The following is a 22,763-nucleotide window of genomic DNA, read 5'->3' as shown; positions in this document are numbered from 1 at the left end:
CGTTAAGCCAAACTCAAACCTTCTTTACTTAGAGGGAAGTTCCGCACCGGCCTACCAATTGCAGCAGATATAGCGTTTGCTACAGCCGGACCAACTACGCAAATAGTTGGCTCACCCACTCCACCCCAAAAATCAAAACTTGGGACCAGGACTGTTTCAATCCTCGGTGTTGCAGATAGCCTTAGTAGTGGGTATGTATCCAAATTCTGCTGTTTTATACGACCGTTTTCTACAGAGATCTCTGGCAAGAAAATTGCCCCCAATGCCATCGCTACTGAACCTTCAATTTGCTCACGCGTTAAATATGGATTTACAACGTGTCCAGAATTTAAAGCAAATACCAATCGCGTGACTTTAACAACGTTGTTTTGTACAGTTACTTCAGCTACGCAAGCAGAGTAACTGGCATAGCCCATGAACTGAGCAACACCTCGATACGTTCCTGCGGGCAAAGGCTTATCCCAGTCCGCTTTTTTGGCAGCAGCATTCAGAACGCCCAAATGCTTTGGATGACTTTGCATCAGCGCCTGCCTAAATTGCACTGGATCTTTTCCAGCCGCCTTGGCACACTCATCCATAAAACATTCCATGAAGATGCCATTTTGGTTGGTATTCACACCGCGCCATGGACCAACTGGCACATGGGTATTCTTCATTACATACTCGGTTAAGAGTGTTGGGAAGGTATAGCCAAGTTGAGCATCAGGGCCCTTCTCGTAAAAGCCTTGGAGTTGACGCTCATCTTTACCATTCTTAATATTCTGTGGCGCTAAAGTGGCATTAATGGATTGCCCTGCCACCTTGATATGCATGCCGGTTAGATTGCCAGAACTGTCTACGCCAGCAGTCATTTTTGCCATGGCAATCGGGTGATAGTAATCATGGGTCATATCCTCTTCTCGACTCCAAACTACTTTCACTGGCAAGCCTGGAAATTTCTGCGCAACTTTAGCGGCAAAAGTAGTGAAGTCTTGTGTTGAGCCACGACGACCCAAGCCACAACCGGAGTCTAATTTATACACTTCACAGTTTGCGAGCGGTAATCCAGTAGCCTCAGATAAAGCTGCATGCGAACCCTCGCTATTTTGAGTGGGCACCCAAGCCTCAGCACGATCCCCTGTGATTTTGACTGTAGCATTCATCGGCTCCATCGTGACGTGCGCACGATAAGGGGTGTAATAGATAGCCTCTACTTTTTTAGCGGCGCCATTAATAGCAGCAGGCGCATCACCTTCTTTGCGCTGCCAAAAGTCTCCCTGCTCATCCAAGCCATCACGCAACATTTTGTCTATGCCAGCTTGTGAAACGCTAGCAGACTTACCTTCATCCCAGACGATAGGCATAGCATTCAGCGCAGTATTGGCATGCCACCAAGTATCCGCTACTACCGCAAGGGTGCCGTCATCTATCTTGACCACGCCCTTCACCCCACGCATATCTTTGATCTTGGCTTCGTCATAACTCACCAATTTGCCACCAAAGACTGGACAAGCCTTAACAGAAGCACAAAGCATGCCAGGGAGCTGCAAATCGATACCGTACACCTTAGACCCATTCACCTTGTTTGCTGTGTCTAAGCGTGCATAGGGTTGTCCAGCAACTTTCCACTGGCGCGGATCTCTTAAGGTAATTGATTTAGGATCAGGCGGAGTTAAAGTGGAAGCCAACTCAGCCACTTTGCCATAGGTCGTTTTGCGGCCAGTTGGCGTATGAGTAATCACACCCTTATCTACAGTCAACCCTGAAACAGGGACACTCCACCGATCAGCGGCTGCCTGCATTAGCATGATGCGCGCTGCTGCTGCACCACGGCGTACGTAGTCTTCAGAAATCCGAATGCCGCGGCTACCACCAGTCCCGTGCTCGCCCCAAACTCGTTTGCGTGCCAAACTTTGTCCGGGCGTGGCCGATTGGGTTTTCACCTTCTTCCAATTGCACTCAAGCTCTTCCGTGACCAATTGGGCTAGGCCCGTGCGAGTGCCCTGCCCCATCTCAGATCGAGCAATCCTGATATAAACAGTGTCGTCGGGTTTGATGCTAACCCAGGCATTCACCTCAGCATCGCCCGCTTGTGTGGGCGTATTAGGATCATATTTAACGCCAGCTTGCGCATACGCTAAATTAGGTAAGGAGCCTATACCCAACATCAGTCCACCACCCAGCATCGTGCCCTTAATAATGAATTCACGACGGGAGGAATTTTCTAAATTTGGAGTTTGAATTTTTGTTGTCATGTTTTTCTCCTTAACCACGAGTCGCAGGAGTCGCGCTGTACTGCGCTAAGACATCTGCCAATTTCTTTTGGCCAGAGGCAACATGAATTCCATCGCGAATCTTTTGGTAAGTTCCACAACGACATAAATTACCCATTGCATTATCGATATCGGCATCAGACGGCTTTGGATTTCTTTTTAATAATGCAGCTGCAGCCATAATCTGTCCAGATTGGCAATATCCACATTGGGGCACATCGAGCGCAATCCAAGCTTGCTGCACTGGATGCGTATTATCTTTAGAGAGTGCTTCAATGGTGGTAATTTTGGCCTTACCTACTGCGGACACTGGAATAGAGCAAGAACGCACCGGCTCACCATTGAGGTAAACAGTGCAAGCGCCACATTGCGCTACGCCACAACCATACTTCGTACCCGTGAGCCCAACCACTTCCCGTATGGCCCACAACAAAGGCATATTCGGCTCAACATCAATGTTTTGGACTTGACCATTAATATCTAATTGCATGCTATCTCCCATGGTTTTTCTTTTCAAAAGACTATAAATCATTCTGGAATATTTGCGCTTGCACATAAATAGCTATTGACTAAGGCTAAACCCTATCGAACCGGGCTTTAATTTGCTATCCTGAAAGCTCAATTAAGGATAAACATGACCGAAGAGAACCAAGCCCAGAACGATGAAGATTTTGATTATGGGTGCGAATGCGCAATGACCTTGCTCAACGAACCTACCGAAGATCGCCTAAACGACTTAATTGATGATCTAGATGAAGATGGCATGATCTCCACCGAAGTGGTCTATGGGTTGCTAGCCACCATTCTCATGAGCATGAATGAAGAAGAGCACGAAGGTGAAGAACACTAATTAGTCTTGCTTCACTTGGAATGCAAAGGTATCCATTGCTTTTGCTAGCTGTATATCTAATTTAGTCAAAGTTCCGACTGAATGGGTCGTCAGTTTCACCGTCACCTTATTCCAAGAATTTGACCAATCAGGATGATGGTCAATTTCTTCGGCATATTGTGCAACGAGCGTCATAAATTCAAAAGCTTGTTTGAAATTTGTGAATGCAAACATCCGCGCAATCACCTTTCCACCGGCATCTACGGACCATAGAGGGATTTCTTTATCTAAATCGAAGCCATCAACTATCAAGTTAGACTACCTTTAGTTAGAAACGCTTTGAGAGAGTTGCTTTAAATCTTCCGGATACAGCCAGCGCCATTCGCCCTCCATTAAATCGGACGGCATTTTAAATACCCCAATTTCAGTGCGATGTAACTTGGCGACATGATTACCGACAGCAGCCATCATGCGTTTTACCTGGTGATAGCGGCCCTCGACAATCGTCATCGCTAGTACATGATCAGAAATTTGTTTGCATGCCGTAGCAAAGCAGGGCTTAGGGTCATCGTCCAGCACAACACCATTTATTAGGTGATCGATTTGCTTCTGCGTAATTGGCTCTGGTGTGGTGACCTCGTAAACCTTGCCGATATTCTTCTTGGGAGTAGTCATCTTGTGAATAAACTGGCCATCATCCGAAATCAAAAGCAAGCCAGTAGTGTCATAGTCTAGTCGCCCAACGCATTGCAACCCTCTCTCAACAAAAGGGCGGGGTAACAAGCTATAGACGCTGGGATGATGAGTCGTTTTATGTGAGCACTCGTAATTGGCTGGCTTATTAAAAGCTAGGTAAGCCTTCTCGTGATACTCCCAATCTTTACCCTCTACATTGAGGATCAGATTTTCAGTAGCAATTCTTTCTTCTGGGTCTTCAGCTAATACCCCATTCACTTTTACCAGCTCGGCATATACCAAATCGCTGCAATACCGACGAGTACCAAAGCCTTGGCTAAAAAGAATTTTTTCTAGGGAAATAGGTTTTGCCATATGTTGCAGAGCATACTACAGAGCAGACTCCAATTGAGTCGATCATTCATGCAGTGCAATTCATTATCATTAGATAATCCCACTATTCAATAGCGCCATCGCCATGCTCTCCACCCCAAAACCACGCTCCTTACTACACACCAGAGAAATCACTTTCCAGGGTTACGCAAGAGAAGATGGTTTATGGGATATCGAAGGTCATCTCAAAGATTTCAAAACAAATCCCTTTAAAACGAGCGCAAAAACCTGGCAGCCAGGTGAAGCCTTTCATGACATGTGGGTACGAGTCACGCTAGACAAAGATTTTGTCATCAAAGAGATTGAAGCAGTGATGGATGGCCAGCCGCATGCGGAATGTACAGCAGCGATTCCACCAATGGATGCTTTGATTGGATCACGCTTGGGTAAGGGCTGGCGTAAAACAATTGATACGCACCTTGGCGGAATCAAAGGCTGCACTCATTTGCGCGAGCTACTAGTTAGTCTAGCTACGGCAGCATATCAATCCGTTCCAGGAGCGTTCTTTGATCCTAATGGCGATAAGCCGCCGCTTTACTTGGGCACCTGCAAATCCTGGGATTTTGATGGCCCTGTAGTGATGCGCGTTTATCCCAAGTTTTATCGCTGGAAGCCTTAGGCCTTAGTAAGCACCACGATGCAAAGTGGTACCAGCAAAGGATTGCTGAACCGGCATTACCTCAAGGGCGTTGATATTCATGTGGGCAGGTAAAGTAGCGGTCCAGTAAATTGCTTCAGCAATGTCATCTGCACTTAATGCATGAACGCCTTCATAGACTTTTTCTGCTTTTGCATCATCGCCCTTAAAGCGTACGTTTGAATATTCAGTCCCCGAACTTAAGCCAGGTTCAACGCAAGTTACACGCAAGGGCGTTCCAATTAAATCGGCACGCAAATTTAAACTAAATTGCTTGACGAATGCCTTAGTCGATCCATACACATTGCTGCCTGGGTAAGGGTAAAGACCTGCTACTGAACCAATGTTGATCACATGACCGCACTTGCGTTCAACCATTCCAGGCAAAAAGGCTCTCGTCATATGAACCAATCCCTTGATATTGGTATCAATCATCTGATCCCAATCAGAAACTTTTGCTTGATAAGCCGGCTCTAAACCCAAGGCAAGGCCGGCATTATTAACTAGAACGGTCACTTTAGAAAATTCTGTTGGCAAAGTATTAGATAGAACATCTACCTGAGCACTATCGCAAATATCAAGCACCAAGGTGAGGAGTTTTTTTTGCTGATCAATTGGCAAGGAGTTTTTTAAAGCATCCAAACGATCGGCCCTTCTACCGGCGGCAATGACCTTGTGCCCATGAGCCAAAAAACGTCTGGCAGTAGCTTCACCAAATCCTGCAGTAGCGCCAGTAACGAATACGGTATGTTCCATGCTTCCTCTTTAAATCTTTAGTAAATAGTAATTTGTAATTTAATATTAATGCCTATATGGGATTCTTGCGCGCGCTGACCTTTTCCTTCTTATGCATTCCTATTGCTTTGGTGAGCGCTGCAGAACCAACTTCTTCTACACCTATTTTAGGGCTCATCAACGCGTCTCAAGACAGGTCCCAAGATCACATACTGGAATTCTGGGGCTACCATGACTACCAAGGGTCCCAAAATTATGCCGATACTTTAAAACTCCGTTACTACAACCCACTTAACCTTGGGGATTGGCACGGCACTATGCGACTCGATACCGCCTATACCGCAAGCTACGGCCCCCAACAATCAGCACAATCGACCGGAACCTTTTCACCTAACAATGCCATGTTAACAATTTGGGGCGGTCAAGCCGGCTGGTTTGGCAATATTGGCGCTCGGATATTCGCCCCACTGAGCAATTCGGGCCAATGGCTGGCTGGACCTCAAGTGAGTACTTCTTTTAAACCTGCTAATGGCGAGAAAAGTGTAATTTCGGATATTTCACCACTAGCTCGATATATGTTCGGCTTTAATCCAAAAGCGCCTGCTGGCTCAAGCCTGCCGCCTTTAACAAGCCAACTCGAACTCTATCCAACGATCGGCTTAAATTTGAGCCCCAGCACACAAATTCGGTTTTGGGATGAGAATGGTGCGGTCTATAACGCCGCAGGTGGAGGTTGGTTTGTGCCAATAGATGCCATGGTGACGCACCGTCTCAGTAAAAATATCTTATTCGCAATTGGTGGAGCCAAACAAGTTGTCCAAACCTATCAACTCTACAATTGGTCTGTCTACGGAAAAATTTCGCTTAGCTTCTAAAGTGAGCCATTAATTTAGATCAACCAAGGTTTCACCCTCAAGTTTTGCGGCACCCGATTTAACTAAAGCTTTGGGCAACCACTGAACGAACTCATTCATATCCATATTCAGTAACTTTGCTGCGCTAATTAACGCTGGCGTTTTGGCAATCCAATCATTTACTTGCGCTATATCTCGATTGCGCCACTCTAATAAGCGATATTTCAGCAAAACTTTAGCGCCATGACGCGCATTGCGTTCTGAGTCAGTTGCCAGGTAATCTAATCTGGATCGCGCTGTAGCTAGAGATTTCGTAACATCTACAAAGGGTGAGCCATGCCCAGGAATCACAAGATCCACTGGCAAAGTCTCAATTAAATCTAAAGTTTGGGCCACCTCTTCAAACCCAGCCTCACCCCAGAGCTCAGGAAAAATTACTCCGAAACCTTCTTCCCACAAAGCATCTGCAGAAATTAAGATGCGGTGATCTGCTTGATACAACATGACAGAATGGGGATCATGCCCTGGTGCAGCTAATATTTTCCAAAAGTATCTACCTAGCAAGATCTCCTCGCCTGGAATTAATACTCCTTGATGAGCAAACTGTGGACACTCTTGACCCAAGTTGTCATAGCTCAATAAAGTGCTATCCCAGTTTTTAACTGCAATCTCTTCAGCAGCAGGAATATACACTTTACAATTAAATGTCTTTGTTAACGCAGCATTACCACCACAGTGGTCAGAATGTAGATGGGTATTCAAAAGCTTGTTCAGTTTAGGCAAGCTATGTTTTTTTAGAGCATTGCGAACTAAATCTACGGTCAAATTTTGGTGTGCGCAATACCCAGAATCAACCAAAGAAACATCATCTGTGCCATAGTGAAAAATATTATTGGCCGAAAGCCAGCCTCTTTCAAAAACTTCAATGCCCGGTGGTAATAAATGCGCTGTCATACCTCAGTTATTTTTTGATTACTTTTTTTGATTACTTTGCAGCAGCTTGCGCAGTTAACTCTAACTTGCGCGCATCAAACTGCTGAGCCTGCAAACGCTGCAACGTGTCTTCATAGACTTTTTTATCTAATTGTGGCGTTCTGGAAAGGATCCATAAGTACTCTCGGCGGGGATCGCTCACCACGGCTACTTGATATTGCGGATCAAGATCAATGACCCAGTAATCACCCCATACCATGGGTATAAAAGCCAACCATGTAGGCGCAAAGCGTACCTCTAGCTTGGCAGAGTCTTTAGCGCCGATCTGTCGCGCTGTGCCCTCGGCCTCCGATACCTCGCCATCACTAGTTTTGCAACTATTTAACACTTTTAAAGTACCGTCAGCCCTGGCCGAATACACCGCCTTGGTATTGCTAACGCATTTCTTCTGAAACCAGTTTGGGTATTTGGCGATCTCATACCAAGTTCCCAGATAGCGCTGCACATCTAGCGAAGGAATTGTTTTGACTGGTGCATCACTTGCCTGCCCATAAGCAGAAAAACTAAAGACTAGAATGTGAGTACTAAAAAGTATCGAATAAATTTTATTCATTACTAATAGTACTTCTTCAGATCCATACCTGAATACATACTAGCTACTTGCTCGCCATAGCCATTAAACATTTGGGTTTTAATCTTGGGCGCAAACATTCCCTTAGGATCGCCAATACGACGCTCAACGGCTTGACTCCAACGCGGGTGATCTACCTGAGGATTCACATTGGAATAGAAGCCATACTCTCGTGCATCAAATTGACTCCAGCTGGTCTTTGGCATTTCCTCAGTAAAGCGGATTTTGACAATTGACTTGGCGCTCTTGAAACCATACTTCCAGGGCACCACAATCCGTACTGGTGCGCCATTTTGCTTGGGCAAGACTTCGCCATACAAGCCAAAGGTAAGCAGTGTTAATGGATTCATGGCCTCATCCATACGCAAACCTTCGCGATAGGGCCAGTCAATAATATTGCTCTTCACCCCCGTCATTTGCTTACGATCAGCTAAAGAAGTAAATTCCACATACTTTGCAGATGCGAGTGGCTCTACTTTATTAATGAGTTTTGAGAGTGAGAAACCATCCCAGGGAATAACCATCGACCAACCTTCAACGCAGCGCATCCGGTAAATACGCTCTTCCATTGGGGCTAATTTGAGGAGTGAGTCGATATCGAGCGTCATTGGTTTTTTTACCAGGCCCTCAATCAATATCGTCCAAGGACGAGTTTGCAAGGTCTCCGCATTTGCAGCTGGATCTGCTTTATCAGTGCCAAACTCATAAAAATTGTTATAGCTGGTGATGTACTTGTATGGAGTAAGTCCATCTTTATCTGCAAAAGCAGGATTAAGAGTAGCCGCTAGCTTTTCTGAGGCGGCGGCAAGCGCCTCTCTAGAAAACCATGGTGCCAGAGCCATTCCAAAGCCGCCGGCAGCTGCAGTCTTGATGAGGTTGCGGCGATTTTCAAAAACAGCTTTTGGAGTGATATCGCTCGCAATAATGGTTTTATCTAAGAAACCCATAACGCACTCCTTAAAGAATGTAATAGCCCTATTTTGCTACCGATGGGAATTTCTTGCTGAGCCCTGATGAAGGCTGGCATGCGTGCTATTTTGCGAATTTCCAATAATTCAGCTCCGCTGGGTCTTTTGGTTTTGGTAGAGCTTAGAAACGCGATTCATCAAGAAAAAAGGCAAACCCGAAAGTTTGCCTTTAGTGCTAAACCTAATTATAAAATTAGACGTTTATCGCTTCCATATATTAGGCACTTGCTGCCTTTAAAGCTGCATTCAAAGTAGCGCTAGGACGCATTACTGCTTCAAACTTCTCAGAATCAGGCATAAAGTAACCGCCAATATCTGCTGGCTTACCTTGAACCGCTTTGAGTTCGGCTGCAATCTTTTGCTCATTCTCAATCAAAGATTTTGCTAAAGGAGCGAAGTGCGCTTGCAATTCTTTATCTTCTGTTTGAGCAGCCAATGCTTCGGCCCAGTACATCGCTAAGTAGAACTGGCTACCACGGTTGTCCAACTCGCCAGTGCGTGGTGAAGGTGACTTATTGTTATCCAACAACTTACCAGTCGCCTCATCCAAAGTGCGGGCTAAGATTTTTACCTTATTGTTACCTGTCTTATCGCCGATATCCTCAAGAGATACAGCTAAAGCCATGAACTCGCCAAGTGAATCCCAACGCAAATGGTTTTCTTCTACTAACTGTTGAACGTGCTTAGGAGCTGAACCACCAGCACCCGTTTCGAACAAGCCGCCACCGGCCATCAAAGGCACAATGGACAACATCTTCGCGCTGGTACCTAATTCCATAATTGGGAATAAGTCAGTGAGATAGTCACGCAAAATATTACCGGTTACAGAGATGGTGTCCTTGCCACGAATGACGCGCTCTAAGGTGTAACGCATTGCACGTGTCTGCGACATGATCTGAATATCTACGCCAGTGAGATCATAGTCTTTGAGGTAGGTATGCACCTTCTTAATTAATTCAGCTTCGTGGGGACGGTACTCATCGAGCCAGAATACTGCTGGCGTATTAGAAAGGCGTGCACGATTTACAGCCAACTTCACCCAGTCACGGATTGGCGCATCTTTAACCTGACACATACGCCAGATATCGCCCTCTTCCACATTCTGCTCAAGCAATACAGTGCCGTCATCGGTGACGATACGAGCGACACCAGCCTCTGGAATTTCAAAAGTCTTGTCGTGTGAACCGTACTCTTCAGCCTGTTGAGCCATCAAACCAACGTTAGGTACTGTACCCATTGTTGTTGGATCAAAGTTGCCGTGCGTTTTACAGAAATTAATCATTTCTTGATAGATGCGGGCAAAAGTACTTTCTGGAATAACAGCCTTCGTGTCATGCAAACGACCATCAGCACCCCACATCTTGCCGCCAGCACGAATCATTGCAGGCATAGAAGCGTCTACGATCACATCGCTTGGAGAGTGCAGATTGGTAATGCCTTTAGCAGAGTCCACCATCGCCAATGCAGGGCGATGTTCGTGACAAGCATGCAAATCTTGAATGATTTCTTCGCGCTTAGATTCTGGCAAAGTTTTGATCTTTTCGTACAGGCTGCTCATACCGTTATTAGCATTCACACCCAACTCTTCAAACAACTTAGCATGCTTTTCAAAAGCATCTTTGTAGAAAATCTTTACCGCGTGACCAAACACGATTGGATGGGAAACCTTCATCATGGTTGCCTTGACGTGCAAGGACAACATCATACCGGTCTTATAAGCGTCTTCGATTTCTTTTTCATAAAAATCACAAAGAGCTTTTTTACTCATATACATGCTGTCGATAATTTCACCAGCCAATAAAGAGACTTTTGGTTTGAGGACAACAGTCTTGCCACTGTTCGTCACCAAGTCCATCTTCACATCGCACGCCTTAGTCATCGTTAAGGACTTCTCACCAGCGTAAAAATCACCGCCATGCATATGGGATACGTGAGTGCGCGACGCCTGACTCCATTCCCCCATCGAGTGAGGATTCTTACGCGCGTAGCGTTTCACTGCCGGAGGAGCGCGGCGGTCAGAGTTACCTTCGCGCAATACTGGGTTTACTGAGCTACCCAAGCATTTGGAATAGCGAGTGCGAATAGATTTCTCTTCGTCTGTTTTTGGATCTTCCGGAAAACTAGGGATCTTGTAGCCCTTAGTCTGCAACTCTTTAATAGCTGCGAGTAACTGAGGAACAGAAGCACTAATATTTGGCAACTTAATGATGTTGGTATCAGGCAATAAAGTCATTTTGCCTAGCTCAGCCAAGTTATTGGGAACTTGCTGCTCAGGAGTCAGGCATTCAGGAAACTCAGTCAAGATACGGGCGGCAACTGAAATATCACTCGTCACGATCTCCACGCCAGCAGGAGCTGCAAAAGTACGAATAATTGGCAGAAATGCACGGGTAGCCAAAAGTGGCGCCTCATCTGTCAGCGTATAAATAATCTTTGATTTCTCTGAAGCCATGAATGTTTCCTCAATATTGAAAAAATTACAGAGTCAGGTTTTTACCCTGTCGCCCTCAAATCCACATCGAGCAAGTCGCTTTTAGCGCACCTTTTGCCAATGAGGCGAGAGGGTTATTTTAAATCATCGGGCTTGTCAAAAATGGCGGTTTTGCACCTGAAAGCACCCGATATAGGGCAATTTAAGGGAATCCACCGAGGCAGCAGAGGCTATAAATTCGCCGTAAACTGCAAGCCATGACCAGCAAGCATCCCTTACTCAATAAAAATCTGGTGCTGCTGATCATTTGTCAGGGCCTATTCCTTACCAATAACGTCACTTTTATTGCCATTAATGGCCTCGTTGGTCTTAGCCTAGCGCCAGTGAGCTGGATGGCCACCCTCCCCGTCATGGGCTATGTAGTTGGAGGTGCTTTTTCCACCTCGATTGTTGCCAAATCCCAAAATTACTTTGGACGCAAGATTTCCTTTCAGCTTGGCTTGCTAGTGGCAATGCTATCTGCCCTTTTATGCGCCTATGCAGCTTCCAGTAGGAACTTTTGGCTATTGGTATTGGGCACATTTATTGCGGGCTATTACAGCGCCAATGGTCAGCTGTATCGCTTTGCCGCTGCAGAGCTGACCGACATAAGTCAACGTGATAAAGCAGTTTCTTGGGTATTGGCTGGTGGCATTCTTGGCGCCGTCATTGGACCTAATCTCGCATCATGGACTCGAGATCTATTTGATACTGCATTTCTCGGGGCCTATCTAACCCTGTCGATCGCTGGGTTTATTGGCATATTCGTGATGCTGTTCATTCACTTTCCTCAAGAATTTAAGACTCAGCATGCACTGACTGATGGTCGCCCCCTAAAGGTCATCCTCCAACAACCAACCTTCATGGTTGCCATTATTGGGGCAGCATTAGGCTACGGAGTCATGAACCTGCTGATGGCTGCCACACCTTTGGCAATGCAAATCTGTGGGCTACCGTTTTCAGATACCGCACTAGTACTCGAATGGCATGTCATAGGAATGTTTGCCCCTGGATTTTTTACGGGCTCCCTCATACAAAGATTTGGGGTATTAAAAATTATGGGGACTGGGGTCGCACTGAATTTTATTTGTATTGCTATTGCCCTGACTGGAACTGATCTTCATCAATTCTTCATCGCCTTATTTTTACTTGGTGTCGGCTGGAACTTTTTATTTACTGGCGCTACTTCTTTGGCAATGACGGCCTATCAACCTAATGAGCGTGACAAGGCGCAGGCTGCTATCAACTTCTGTGTCTTTGGCACAATGGCCTTCACTTCTTTTGGGTCAGGTGCCCTCATCACATCTCACGGCTGGAGCATCCTGAATTGGGGGTCACTCATTCCCGTGGTGGTGAGCGGGCTGGCGATTTTCTGGCTAGCTCAGCAGCGCAAGCTATTGAGAAACAAAGTCTAAGAAGTCTTTGCTAGCGGCAAGTTAAATAATAAATTTTGAGGCTTTAACTTCAGTTGCTGTTGATCATTCATGGCAATAGCCATATAAACAGGCTTACCAGCCTGTGCTTGAGCTACAGCAGCCTCGTCAATAAAGTCCAGACGGAATAAACAAATTACTTTTTGCAACTCGTCGGATTCAACTAGCTCTTTGTTATATAGCTTATTCAGTATTTCAGTAGCAGCTACATCTAAGCCAACATGCCATGACCACTTAGGATCAGTAATTTGCTGCATCGGAGTAATTCGGACGCTAACACCGAGAAAATGCTTTATCCATTTCTCTAACACGCGGCAAAAATGATTAATGGGTTCATGCCCAAAATTTAACTGAACCGCTAGATCAAAATCTTCATTTCGAGCCCAATAGGATTCAGCATTATCTTCATGTAGGACATCTAGGTCGGCCGAACGCATGGTCATCGATTTACCTTTCAGTAAATCCATAATGTTGCCCGTATCGCTAGCCTGAGCATTTCGTGCAATGACCTCCTCATCTGCACCCATCACAATACCGTCTTCGATAACGCTAATTTTCTGAGTTCTGAAAAAAAGTTCGCCCATCCGCACCTCCAATGGATGTGCTTCATCCCCCAAAATATGCCTTATGAAAATTTGCGCAAGTTGAGAGATAAATAAAGGGGGCACATCTACCCCCTCACCTTTAAATAGGCTCATATAAAAGCCCTCTAAAGAATCTGCCGCCAATAAGCGCTTCCGATAACGCAACCAAATGCGATAGTTCTCCTGAATATCCTCATCAGCCATAGCCGAGATTTCATCATCCGCCAAATCGGCGCGGGGGTTTTCAGTCAGGCGTTGGTGCAATGAGCGCTCGATGGGGCAAGATTCCGGCACAAGCTTGAGCTCCGGCCTATCCATGTAGGTCCGCAAAAAGTCATCCGTCACCATCAGCTGATGATCAGGACTAATTTCCAGAGTGCTATATGCAGAATTTGCCCAATAATTTGTCATGCGTTTTAGCTAAATAAAGCTTACCGTGAGAATTTACAAAGCTCAGAATATACTAGCCGCTTAATTTGCGTGAAATAGGAAAACATCATGAGTGAACTCAAAAAAATAGACACTGTTGTAGGTGAGGGTAAAGAAGCTGCAGCGGGCAATCATGTAGATGTGCATTACACCGGCTGGCTCTTTGACGAGAAAGCTGCCGATCATAAGGGTCAAAAGTTTGATAGCTCCTTGGATCGCGGTCAATTATTTAGCTTTCCCCTTGGCGCTGGACATGTCATCAAAGGCTGGGATGAAGGCGTCGCAGGCATGAAAATTGGCGGTAAACGCACCCTCATCATTCCTTCGGAAATGGGTTATGGCCCGCGTGGGGCAGGCGGAGTGATTCCTCCAAATGCCACCCTCGTATTTGATGTCGAATTACACGGCGTTAATTAAGGCATTCAGAAATAGCGATAAAACAAAAGCCACCCGAGGGTGGCTTTTTATATGCTTTGATCAATTCATGATCTTGCTATTTAAGAACGCAAATCCTTACCGTTCAGCGTCAAGCGATTGGACGATCGGGTTTGACATAAGCTGATAAGACGATTTCTTTCGGCCATTACCTTTTCGGTATAGCCGCCATCATCCTCAGCATTCGCAGCGCCAACGTAGTACTTTAAGCCATTGCGCAATGAACCAGCGGTGGCAATGAGGTATTTCAAGATGTAAGCGCCAACACGAATATTTACTTCAGGTTTAGCAGCCTCAGAAGTGCCACCAAAGATTGCGTACTTATCCTTATGCACTGAAGTCATCACTTGCATGAGGCCTTCAGCCCCAGCATGACTCTTGGTATTTGGATTGAAATTCGATTCCACTGAAATGACTGCCAACAATAGCACCGGGTCAATGTTGACCTCTTTTGCAATCAAGATAGTGTTTGAAACATACTCTTCAATCTTGGCACGATCTAAATTGTATTTTTTCTCAAAGAAGTCAGCAACCGCACGTTGATTTTGAATAGAGCCCATCAAATTACTATCTAAAGCCTGGGGATCGATCTTCGAGGTTGGAATACGGTCTGACAGATGGGAAATCGACTTTACCTGCATTTGCGCTACCGAAGGCATCAACAAGGCAACGGTTTGCTGTTTAGCGCTGGCTAAGCCAGTTGTAGCTGGCGTCATGGACTTGTTGTAGATAACAGCAGCAATCTCAGTATCAACGGCTTGAGGAGCCATTACTTCATTGGAATCTTTATATTGATTGAGCATGCCAAAGCCATTGCTCCAAACCATGTGGCGGGCCTCATCAGGAACCAAGATGCGAGCCATGTCAAAAGGACCGGCATTAGTACCATTACCCGAAAGCCAAAGTCCAACCACCATAAATACAGTCACAACAAGCAGGCCGTTAATGACTCGATAGACCGGAGCCATAGCGTGCGCTAGCAGCTCTTTGGCAGTCAACAGTGTTGGCTGCACATTCTGCATGTCGCTCAAATTATTAAATAAACATTTACTCATTCATTATTTGCTAAGCACCAAAAAACTGAATTACTGTTTTATGCTGCATTGCAATATTTAAAAAACATGGGTCATCCTAAGAAGATTCTTATATCAAGTCAAGAATAAAGAAATGGAAATCAATAACTAATTGATCTAGAAATGCGGGAGATCCCGTATAGAACCCTATATTTTCATATATAAGTCAATAAAATCAATGGCTTATAAAAGTTAGGGAGCGCTAATTTCACTCTATAAAAAAATGATCTGAAAAGGACTTTTTTACACTTTCGAACAAAAATTGAGCTGCAAAAACCATACATCTAGTGCTTTGAAGCCTCTCATTTTCTAGGGGTAGTAGTCAGACGGGAGTGATTGCGCGGTACTATTTACTGGTCACTCTTACGGAAAAAATTTGTTCTCATGCCCACAAAAATATCAAGAAAGCCCTGACTATTACTTGCTCAAGACCAAAAGTTGCAAGCATCTGAGGCAGAGGTCATACACTTAGAACCCATGAATTTCCTTCGCAACCTTCTTACCCTTGTGGCGATTACCGTCTCATTCAACGCGCTTGCGGCTTTTGAAAACTGCAAAGATCTATTTCCAGCCCAGCAAATACCGACAAGTCCGCAGGTGGGGCGAGATCTTTGCTTTGATAGTTTCGCCATCTACTACTCGCCGCAGGAGAAGAAGCCAATCTATACCGTTGAGAGGCTCAGTAAAGAACAGCTCTCTACTCCACACCCGCGGAGAAGCAATCAGTTTTACGAAGAAGCTAGGCTACCTTTCTCTGAGCGAGCCCTACTCTCGGATTACCGCGGCAGCGGTTTTGACCGGGGTCATAACGCCCCTGCTGGTGATATGAGCAATGAACGCTCAATGGCTCAATCTTTTTCCTTGGCCAATATGATGCCCCAAGCAAGGCAAAATAATCAGGGAATCTGGGCTAAAAACGTGGAAGAGCCAACTAGAGCCTATATCAAAAGAGCGTCTGGCGATATTTATGTATTCACGGGCTCAACCGGTAGCAGCGGCAGTATTGGCAGAAGTCGTGTGACGATTCCCAGCCACCTCTATAAATTAGTCTTCGATCCCAGTAAAAATACTGCTTGGGCTTATTGGGTTGAGAACACTAATGAAGCAAGTATGAATCCCCCAATTTCCTATCAAGAGTTGATGCAAAAGACTGGGATCGACTTTCATTTACCCGTAGTTGACGATACCAATCTGGCAAGCAATCCAACCGCCCAGACTAGCGAAATAAAGGCGCAGAAGACTCTTGTTGGGGGTTGGTACCCAGTTTTTTTTGATGGGTACTCACCCAGCAAACTCAATGAAGTCCTTAACAACGTCAAGTCGGGCAAGGTCGCTAGCATTCAGATTCAATATGACCGCAATGAAACTCTTGCAAAACAGATTGCCTCTCAAATTGAATCTCAGACCAACCTCAAGGTCAGTTCGATTCAAAGTAGCCCACCAGAATCACCAACGGTGACTTACGAACGGAATCGCGTCACACTGATCGTTCGCTCAAAGTAATTTAGATTTCGCTTGTAAGCCATGAGCCTTCTTTATAGGCGCTAAGAGTCCGCGCAAACCATTGTGGTCCAAGGTGTGCATTAATTCTAATAATTGACCAAGCTCGCCTTTAGGAAAACCTTTGCGAGCAAACCATGCCAAATAGTTCCCTGGCAAATCAGCCAATGCACGCCCAGCGTGCTTCCCAAAGGGCATCTTCATTAAAACTAATTTTTCCAAGGACTCAGCGTTCATTTGGAGGAATCTTACAAGCAAACAAGAATAGGCCTATAAATTCCGCCATTTTTTACTTAATGGTCATTTTCCTATTTGAGAATGATTCTCATTTGGTGATATATTGAGAACCATTCTCATTTAGATTAATCACTATCAACCATAAGGGACCATGAAATTGACCATTAATAGACTTCTTGCATTTAGCCTCTTCTTAGTTGCCACACTTCATTTTTCGTTAGCCCACGCTGGTGAGGGAGTATTTGGCTGGATCTACACCCTAGATTTACAACCTAAGGGAAAACTGGAATTTGAGCAGCGTCTGCAACTCAATCAACAGCAGTCTTCAGGAACTTATGAAGCATGGACCGCAAGATCTGAACTGGAATATGGTCTAACCAATGACTTACAAGTTGCCGGCTACATAAACTCCTACTATACAAATGCCAATCAAAATTACACCAATCCAGAGGCATGCGGAGATTCGCCAACTTGTACAGGGGGATACGGTGTGCCTTCATCACATGACCCATCTACAGCCTATAAGAAAAGCGGGATTGAAGGTGGCTCCTTAGAGGCGATCTATCGGATTACAAATCCAGTGACATCACCTGTCGGTGTGGGGCTTTATCTTGAGCCGACATGGGGGAAAAATAAAGATGAGCTTGAAGCGAGGCTCTTACTCCAATCAAACTTTATTGATGATCGATTAATTTTGGCAGGAAATATCGTGCTCGCCAATGAACGATTAAAGTTTATTGAAAACGGAAATGTGCCGGAATCAATGATGGATTTTTTAATAGGCGCCAGCTATCGTTTTGCCCCCAAATGGTCAGCGGGTGTTGAGGCTCGCTTTCATAACGACTATTCAGAATTGAACTTACGCAATCAAGTACAAAGAGCCACTTTTGTGGGGCCCAATATGCACTATGCCGCAAAGGATTGGTGGGTCACAGGAGCATGGCGCTATCAGCTGGCCGGTGGCAACTGTATGGGTGGCGGAGAGGCCGAATGCTCTAACGCACGTGTTTGGGATAGCCATTCTGTAAATGAATTCATTGTAAAAGTTGGCTTCCCACTAAATTGATTGGATAGACATTATGGAAATTCAGAACCTATTAGTTGCAGCTTTAACTCACTTAGTGAAGTTTCAATCGACACAATGCCCCACAGCAAGAAGGAGGGCATTGATGATGTTTGAAGCATTGGCAGAAAAACAAGGTATAGACACAAACATTCAAATGCTTTGCTATGAAGCCAATGAATTACTCGCCACATAAATTGAATTCTCAATCTTTTATCTAAACTTATTCATCATGATCTGGAAACCCAGCCCAATAGCTATTTTTGGCCTTGCAATCATAAGCGCACCCATCATTGCGCATGCAAAAATTTATGTTTCGGCAGAGCAAGCTCAAAAAATTCTATTCCCAAATAAAACGCTTACGATAAATCCCATCATCATTACAGATGATCTACAAGAAAAGATGCGTGCTGCATCCAGCATTCGCTACCCATTCCAGGGACAGCGCATCTGGAAGTCGGCTGATGGCGGCTGGCTTGTAATCGACGAAGTCATTGGCAAACATGAAATGGTCACTTATGCAGTAGCGCTTAGTGCAACCGGTGGCATCCTAGGAATTGAAATCCTAGAATATGTTGAATCTTATGGGTATGAGGTTGCAGAGCCCCAATGGCGTAAGCAATTTATTGGCAAGACGATAAACGACCCCATCAAGCTTAACCAAGATATCCAGAATATTAGTGGCGCAACGCTTTCTTGTAAGCACATTACAGATGGCGTTAAGCGTGTAACCGTTTTATACGATTTGGCACTAAAGAATACCAATTCAAAGTCCATTCCTGGCAAGTAGGTAAAAATGATTCGATGCAAACCCCTACTCGGAACCTTTGTTGAAATCTCCATAGATCAAGATGATGGTCCAGTAGCCATTGAGAATGCTTTTGCAGCCATTCAAAACGTTCATGACTTGATGGGATTTCATGATCCTAAAAGCGAGCTCAGCCAAATCAATCAACGTGCCCACTTAGAGGTCGTTGAAATTCATCCGTGGACTGCCCAAGTCATCCGGATTGCGAAAGAGGTTCATATTGAATCTAATGGCTTATTTAATTGCGGAATCGGCCACCGACTGGTTGCCGCAGGCTTGCTTCCAGGTCATATCACCCTGTCAAATCATGAGCTCGGTGGAATTGAAGATATTTACTTCTTAGCGCCCGACTTGATAAAGTCCTCCCGTCCAGCCTGCTTGGATCTAGGCGGAATTGCTAAGGGGTTTGCGGTAGATATGGCGGTTAGAGTCTTGATATCAGAAGGTATTTCATCAGGCTCAGTAAATGCTGGTGGGGACCTACGGGTATTCGGGGGCACTTCTCTTCCTATTCAAGTTCGTAACCCCGAAACCCCTAATGAGATTATTGAAATTGGTTCTTTGAAAGACGGTGCGATTGCCACGAGCAGTCTTTACTTTGCAAAAAGAGATCGCCAGAAGAGTCACATCATCAACCCCTTGGCTCAGCATTTTTCTGAAGTCCATGCAGAGGTTTCCGGATCATTCTCCATTCTTGCAAAAGAATGCGTCTATGCAGATGCGCTAACAAAGGTTCTTGCCCTATCCAATAATGAGCATCACCCTTGTTTTAATAAATTCTCGGCACAAGCCATAAGGATTAGTGCATGAGTCGCCTTGGGAAGATGCCGCACTGGCAAAGAATGTTTGTCATCTATGGCATGGCGGCCTGCTCCATCACAGGCCTGATGTATTTACTAGGTCATCAATTCCAAATTCAAAGATCTGCTCTTGGCGCCCACAGTATCCTTGCGGCACACGGCATTGCTGCAATATTGGCAACCTTGGCTCTTGGCTCGGTATTACCATTCCATCTCAAGGCAGGGTATAAGTCTAAGAAGCAATGGTGGAGCGGCTTTAGTCAGCTGGGTTTTCTTGCCGTACTGCTTATTTCTGGCGCTCTTCTATATTACGGACCTGAAGAGATTAGGGATGGAGTAATAAATATCCATTGGATAGTGGGATTACTCTTTTTCTTCGTGTTCTTGCTACATACCCTGATTCAGAAAAAACAAACAACACCCAATTGAACTCCGTGAGTGGTTTACTTTTTACAAAAATGATCGTACAGCACATTCATTACAGAAAGAGCAACATCACTAGCAAGCGAGTAATAAATCTGCTTGCCCTCTCTACGTGTTTTAACCATTTTTTTTGTCCTGAGAACGGTAAGCTGTTGCGATAATGTTGGCTGGCGTATTCCCGTTGAATCCTCCAGATCGCCAACGCACCTCTCTCCAACCGCAATTTCACAAAGCAGCATTAAGCGATTGGGGTTCGAGATCACCTTTAGGAAATCACAAGCCTTTACTGCGGAAGCCTGCATTTTTTTAAATTCCGCAACCCGACGTTTATCAGCCAACATAAGCATTAAAGAGCGTTTAGTGGAATTTTTAAATAAGCGATCCCATTGTTTTCCTTGGGAGGCATCTCACCAGCTCGAATATTGATTTGGATCGACGGCAAAATAAGCACTGGCATATCTAATGAAGCATCTCGCTTGCTGCGCATTTGTACAAACTCGTCTTCGGTAATGCCATCATGCATATGAATATTTGACTTCTTTTGCTCGGCTACGGTTGTCTCATAATTTACAGCGCGCCCATTTGGAGGATAGTCATGACACATGAACAATCTGGTTTGATCCGGCAGACTCAGGATCTTTTTCATGGACCGATAAAGGGTATGCGCATCCCCTCCAGGAAAGTCACATCTTGCACTACCAACATCAGGCATAAACATGGTGTCGCCCACAAAAACAGCATCCCCCACTTGATAGGCCATACAGGCTGGAGTATGTCCAGGAACAAACAGAGATTTAAAGCTTAAATTGCCAAATTGGACTTCCTCGCCATCTTTGAGTAAGTAATCAAATTGGGAGCCATCAGTTGAGAACCCCTCCTCTAAATTGAACACTTTCTTAAATACACTCTGTACCAACGCTATATGATCGCCAATGGCAATCTTGCCGCCAAGCTGAGACTTGAGATAAGGAGCGGCTGAGACATGGTCAGCGTGCGCATGGGTTTCTAAAATCCATTGTGTAACCAAGTTATTCTTTTTGACAAAATCAATCACCTCGTCGGCTGATTTGGTTTTAGTTCGCCCAGACTTATGGTCATAATTGAGGACTGAATCAACGATCAAACAGGGTGACCCAGGTTTCTCATAAACTACATAAGTGACGGTCCACGTATCTGGGTCAAAAAAGCCCTTAACAATCGGTTTCATGTATTTTTTCCAGTTTGCATTGAATGGTTTATTTTAGGATAGATACTATACAAAAATATAAACTAATAATAAACCCTGATAGGCAATTGCCGTATTTCAGGCTAATTTAGTGTCCTAAATCCAACCAATATATAGAAGTGGGGACAAAATGGTTTCAGCGCAAGCAGACTTAACCGTATTTGATGTTGTGATTGCGGGCGGCGGCGCTGCCGGCATAGGCTTGGCCGCCAGCCTAAAACTCAGGGATTCATCACTAAGTATTGCCATTATTGAACCCTCTGAAGTGCATTATTACCAGCCCGCATGGACTCTGGTGGGCGGTGGTGCATTTAAGATAAAAAATACTCGTCGCCAAACTAAAGATTTAATTCCACTAGGAGTTAAGTGGATCAAGGATAAGATCACCGGCTTTAATCCAGAGACAAATGAAGTTCTAGTCCAAAGTGGTACGCCTATCAAATATAAGCAATTAGCTATTGCTACGGGCATCAAATCCAACTGGGATGCAATTCCAGGACTCGCAGAAACAATCGGTAAAAATGGTGTGACCTCTAACTACAGCTTTGAATACTCCCCATATACTTGGGAGCTAGTTAAAAATCTCAAGTCTGGGAAAGCGATTTTTACACAACCTCCTATGCCAATCAAATGCCCGGGTGCACCCCAAAAGGCAATGTATCTATCTTGCTATGAGTGGCAAAAGCAGGGTAGATTGAAAAATATTGAGGTGGAATTAAATAATGCAGGTGCCGCCCTCTTTGGTGTGGCGGATTTTGTTCCACCCTTAATGGAATACGTTAAAAAATATAACGCAAAACTCAATTTCAACATCAATCTCATTAGGGTTGATGGCCCTTCTAAAAAGGCGATTTTTGCAGTCAAAGATGCTAACGGCAATGTCAGTCAAGTAGAAAAATCCTTTGATATTCTGCATGTAGTACCTCCTCAAGGGCCTCAAGACTGTCTTAAAGGCAGTTCGGTGGCTAATGTTGATGGCTTTGTAGATGTTGACCAATTCACACTGCAACATACTCGCTATCCTAATATTTTTGGTTTAGGCGACTGTTGCTCTTCACCAAACTCCAAGACAGCTGCAGCAGCCAGAAAACAAATCGTAGTTGTTGCAGAAAATCTACTGGCTGCCAAACATAACAAACCGTTGCCAACCAAATATGATGGATATGGTTCATGCCCCTTGACGGTTGAGAATGGAAAAATTATTTTGGCCGAGTTTGGCTTTGGTGGAAAACTTCTCCCCACCTTTCCTTGGCTCATTAATCCACTCAAGGCTACAAAGCTTGCCTGGATCCTGAAGAAAGATGTACTTCCTTGGCTTTACTGGAATGCCATGCTGAAAGGCAGGGAATGGTTAGCACGTCCATTTGAAAATTAAT

At 44.9% G+C, this 22,763-nt stretch carries 26 protein-coding genes; 12 read left to right on the top strand and 14 right to left on the bottom strand.

Annotated features, from left to right (window positions below; translation table 11 throughout):
• Positions 1-2 precede the first annotated feature (2 nt).
• On the bottom strand, positions 3-2,234 hold the full coding sequence (locus ICN33_RS06450) for a molybdopterin cofactor-binding domain-containing protein (protein WP_216195523.1): 2,232 nt from the start codon (positions 2,232-2,234) through the stop codon (positions 3-5).
• 10 nt (positions 2,235-2,244) lie between these two features.
• Positions 2,245-2,742 carry a (2Fe-2S)-binding protein gene (locus ICN33_RS06445; RefSeq protein WP_216195521.1) on the bottom strand — a complete coding sequence of 166 codons (498 nt, stop codon included), beginning with the start codon at positions 2,740-2,742 and terminating at the stop codon, positions 2,245-2,247.
• Between the two features lie 144 nt (positions 2,743-2,886).
• Between ICN33_RS06445 and ICN33_RS06440 the strand changes: the two genes are divergently transcribed.
• Entirely contained in the window at positions 2,887-3,102 is a 216-nt protein-coding gene (locus ICN33_RS06440; RefSeq protein WP_216195520.1) for a hypothetical protein, read from the top strand.
• On the opposite strand, the gene ICN33_RS06435 is transcribed toward ICN33_RS06440, so the two are convergent.
• Together ICN33_RS06435 and ICN33_RS06430 are read right to left on the bottom strand one after the other, a co-directional pair.
• Positions 3,103-3,393: a 4a-hydroxytetrahydrobiopterin dehydratase gene (locus ICN33_RS06435; RefSeq protein ID WP_216195518.1), complete on the bottom strand. Its 291-nt coding sequence runs from the start codon at positions 3,391-3,393 to the stop codon at positions 3,103-3,105. It abuts the gene before it with no gap.
• A gap of 12 nt (positions 3,394-3,405) precedes the next feature.
• Positions 3,406-4,131: a pseudouridine synthase gene (locus tag ICN33_RS06430; RefSeq protein WP_216195516.1), complete on the bottom strand. Its 726-nt coding sequence runs from the start codon at positions 4,129-4,131 to the stop codon at positions 3,406-3,408.
• A gap of 103 nt (positions 4,132-4,234) precedes the next feature.
• Here ICN33_RS06430 and ICN33_RS06425 point away from each other — a divergent pair, with 103 nt between their 5' ends.
• The gene (locus tag ICN33_RS06425; protein ID WP_216195514.1) at positions 4,235-4,768 is read left to right on the top strand and encodes a DUF2889 domain-containing protein; all 534 of its coding nucleotides are present in this window, start codon (positions 4,235-4,237) and stop codon (positions 4,766-4,768) included.
• 3 nt (positions 4,769-4,771) lie between these two features.
• Here the strand turns inward: ICN33_RS06425 and ICN33_RS06420 are convergent, their stop codons facing one another.
• Positions 4,772-5,542: an SDR family NAD(P)-dependent oxidoreductase gene (locus tag ICN33_RS06420; protein WP_216195513.1), complete on the bottom strand. Its 771-nt coding sequence runs from the start codon at positions 5,540-5,542 to the stop codon at positions 4,772-4,774.
• A gap of 296 nt (positions 5,543-5,838) precedes the next feature.
• Here ICN33_RS06420 and ICN33_RS06415 point away from each other — a divergent pair, with 296 nt between their 5' ends.
• Positions 5,839-6,396, top strand: coding sequence for a hypothetical protein (locus ICN33_RS06415; RefSeq protein WP_216195510.1), 558 nt, complete (start codon positions 5,839-5,841; stop codon positions 6,394-6,396).
• 9 nt (positions 6,397-6,405) lie between these two features.
• Here ICN33_RS06415 and ICN33_RS06410 read toward each other — a convergent pair whose 3' ends face one another.
• From ICN33_RS06410 to ICN33_RS06395, 4 genes are all read right to left on the bottom strand, one after another.
• Complete coding sequence (locus ICN33_RS06410; protein ID WP_216195509.1) at positions 6,406-7,329, bottom strand: MBL fold metallo-hydrolase; 924 nt, start codon at positions 7,327-7,329, stop codon at positions 6,406-6,408.
• Positions 7,330-7,360: 31 nt separating this feature from the next.
• Positions 7,361-7,921, bottom strand: coding sequence for a lipocalin family protein (locus tag ICN33_RS06405; protein ID WP_216195507.1), 561 nt, complete (start codon positions 7,919-7,921; stop codon positions 7,361-7,363).
• Positions 7,922-7,923: 2 nt separating this feature from the next.
• Positions 7,924-8,886, bottom strand: a complete 963-nt coding sequence (gene msrP, locus ICN33_RS06400; RefSeq protein ID WP_216195505.1) for a protein-methionine-sulfoxide reductase catalytic subunit MsrP — start codon at positions 8,884-8,886, stop codon at positions 7,924-7,926.
• A gap of 238 nt (positions 8,887-9,124) precedes the next feature.
• The gene (locus ICN33_RS06395) at positions 9,125-11,359 is read right to left on the bottom strand and encodes an NADP-dependent isocitrate dehydrogenase (RefSeq protein WP_216195503.1); all 2,235 of its coding nucleotides are present in this window, start codon (positions 11,357-11,359) and stop codon (positions 9,125-9,127) included.
• 236 nt (positions 11,360-11,595) lie between these two features.
• Here ICN33_RS06395 and ICN33_RS06390 point away from each other — a divergent pair, with 236 nt between their 5' ends.
• Positions 11,596-12,792, top strand: coding sequence for an MFS transporter (locus ICN33_RS06390; RefSeq protein WP_216195501.1), 1,197 nt, complete (start codon positions 11,596-11,598; stop codon positions 12,790-12,792).
• On the opposite strand, the gene ICN33_RS06385 is transcribed toward ICN33_RS06390, so the two are convergent.
• Positions 12,789-13,805 (bottom strand): DUF6352 family protein, encoded by a 1,017-nt coding sequence (locus tag ICN33_RS06385; protein WP_216195499.1) that lies wholly within the window; start codon positions 13,803-13,805, stop codon positions 12,789-12,791. The genes ICN33_RS06390 and ICN33_RS06385 overlap by 4 nt on opposite strands.
• A gap of 87 nt (positions 13,806-13,892) precedes the next feature.
• Between ICN33_RS06385 and ICN33_RS06380 the strand changes: the two genes are divergently transcribed.
• Positions 13,893-14,240: an FKBP-type peptidyl-prolyl cis-trans isomerase gene (locus ICN33_RS06380; RefSeq protein WP_215362092.1), complete on the top strand. Its 348-nt coding sequence runs from the start codon at positions 13,893-13,895 to the stop codon at positions 14,238-14,240.
• An 80-nt stretch (positions 14,241-14,320) separates the two neighbouring features.
• On the opposite strand, the gene ICN33_RS06375 is transcribed toward ICN33_RS06380, so the two are convergent.
• Positions 14,321-15,313: a transglycosylase SLT domain-containing protein gene (locus tag ICN33_RS06375; RefSeq protein ID WP_216195497.1), complete on the bottom strand. Its 993-nt coding sequence runs from the start codon at positions 15,311-15,313 to the stop codon at positions 14,321-14,323.
• 495 nt (positions 15,314-15,808) lie between these two features.
• On the opposite strand from ICN33_RS06375, the gene ICN33_RS06370 reads away from it, so the two are divergent.
• Positions 15,809-16,834, top strand: a complete 1,026-nt coding sequence (locus ICN33_RS06370) for a DNA/RNA non-specific endonuclease (RefSeq protein ID WP_216195495.1) — start codon at positions 15,809-15,811, stop codon at positions 16,832-16,834.
• Here the strand turns inward: ICN33_RS06370 and ICN33_RS06365 are convergent.
• Positions 16,826-17,068 (bottom strand): DUF3820 family protein, encoded by a 243-nt coding sequence (locus tag ICN33_RS06365; RefSeq protein WP_216195493.1) that lies wholly within the window; start codon positions 17,066-17,068, stop codon positions 16,826-16,828. The two genes, ICN33_RS06370 and ICN33_RS06365, sit on opposite strands and share 9 nt — an antisense overlap.
• 151 nt (positions 17,069-17,219) lie before the next feature.
• Here ICN33_RS06365 and ICN33_RS06360 point away from each other — a divergent pair, with 151 nt between their 5' ends.
• From ICN33_RS06360 to ICN33_RS06340, 5 genes are read left to right on the top strand one after another with little or no spacing between them, the layout of a single operon-like run.
• Positions 17,220-18,134: a DUF6662 family protein gene (locus ICN33_RS06360; protein WP_216195491.1), complete on the top strand. Its 915-nt coding sequence runs from the start codon at positions 17,220-17,222 to the stop codon at positions 18,132-18,134.
• Between the two features lie 13 nt (positions 18,135-18,147).
• A complete protein-coding gene (locus tag ICN33_RS06355; RefSeq protein WP_216195489.1) occupies positions 18,148-18,327 on the top strand; it encodes a hypothetical protein in 180 nt (59 codons plus the stop codon).
• 36 nt (positions 18,328-18,363) lie between these two features.
• On the top strand, positions 18,364-18,921 hold the full coding sequence (locus ICN33_RS06350) for an FMN-binding protein (protein ID WP_216195487.1): 558 nt from the start codon (positions 18,364-18,366) through the stop codon (positions 18,919-18,921).
• Between the two features lie 6 nt (positions 18,922-18,927).
• Positions 18,928-19,749: an FAD:protein FMN transferase gene (locus ICN33_RS06345; protein WP_216195485.1), complete on the top strand. Its 822-nt coding sequence runs from the start codon at positions 18,928-18,930 to the stop codon at positions 19,747-19,749.
• A complete protein-coding gene (locus ICN33_RS06340; RefSeq protein WP_216195483.1) occupies positions 19,746-20,168 on the top strand; it encodes a hypothetical protein in 423 nt (140 codons plus the stop codon). The genes ICN33_RS06345 and ICN33_RS06340 overlap by 4 nt, the downstream gene beginning before the upstream one ends.
• 14 nt (positions 20,169-20,182) lie before the next feature.
• Here ICN33_RS06340 and ICN33_RS06335 read toward each other — a convergent pair whose 3' ends face one another.
• On the bottom strand, positions 20,183-20,503 hold the full coding sequence (locus ICN33_RS06335) for a helix-turn-helix transcriptional regulator (protein WP_255530683.1): 321 nt from the start codon (positions 20,501-20,503) through the stop codon (positions 20,183-20,185).
• A 5-nt stretch (positions 20,504-20,508) separates the two neighbouring features.
• Positions 20,509-21,369, bottom strand: coding sequence for an MBL fold metallo-hydrolase (locus ICN33_RS06330; RefSeq protein ID WP_216195481.1), 861 nt, complete (start codon positions 21,367-21,369; stop codon positions 20,509-20,511).
• 148 nt (positions 21,370-21,517) lie between these two features.
• Between ICN33_RS06330 and ICN33_RS06325 the strand changes: the two genes are divergently transcribed.
• Positions 21,518-22,762 carry an FAD/NAD(P)-binding oxidoreductase gene (locus ICN33_RS06325; protein WP_216195479.1) on the top strand — a complete coding sequence of 415 codons (1,245 nt, stop codon included), beginning with the start codon at positions 21,518-21,520 and terminating at the stop codon, positions 22,760-22,762.
• The last annotated feature ends 1 nt before the right edge of the window (position 22,763 follow it).

The sequence above is a fragment of the Polynucleobacter sp. UB-Tiil-W10 genome, from assembly GCF_018881605.1.
In the GTDB taxonomy this organism is placed as follows: domain Bacteria; phylum Pseudomonadota; class Gammaproteobacteria; order Burkholderiales; family Burkholderiaceae; genus Polynucleobacter.
Note: the sequence above shows the minus strand (reverse complement) of the source record. Positions and strands in the feature narration are given on the sequence as shown.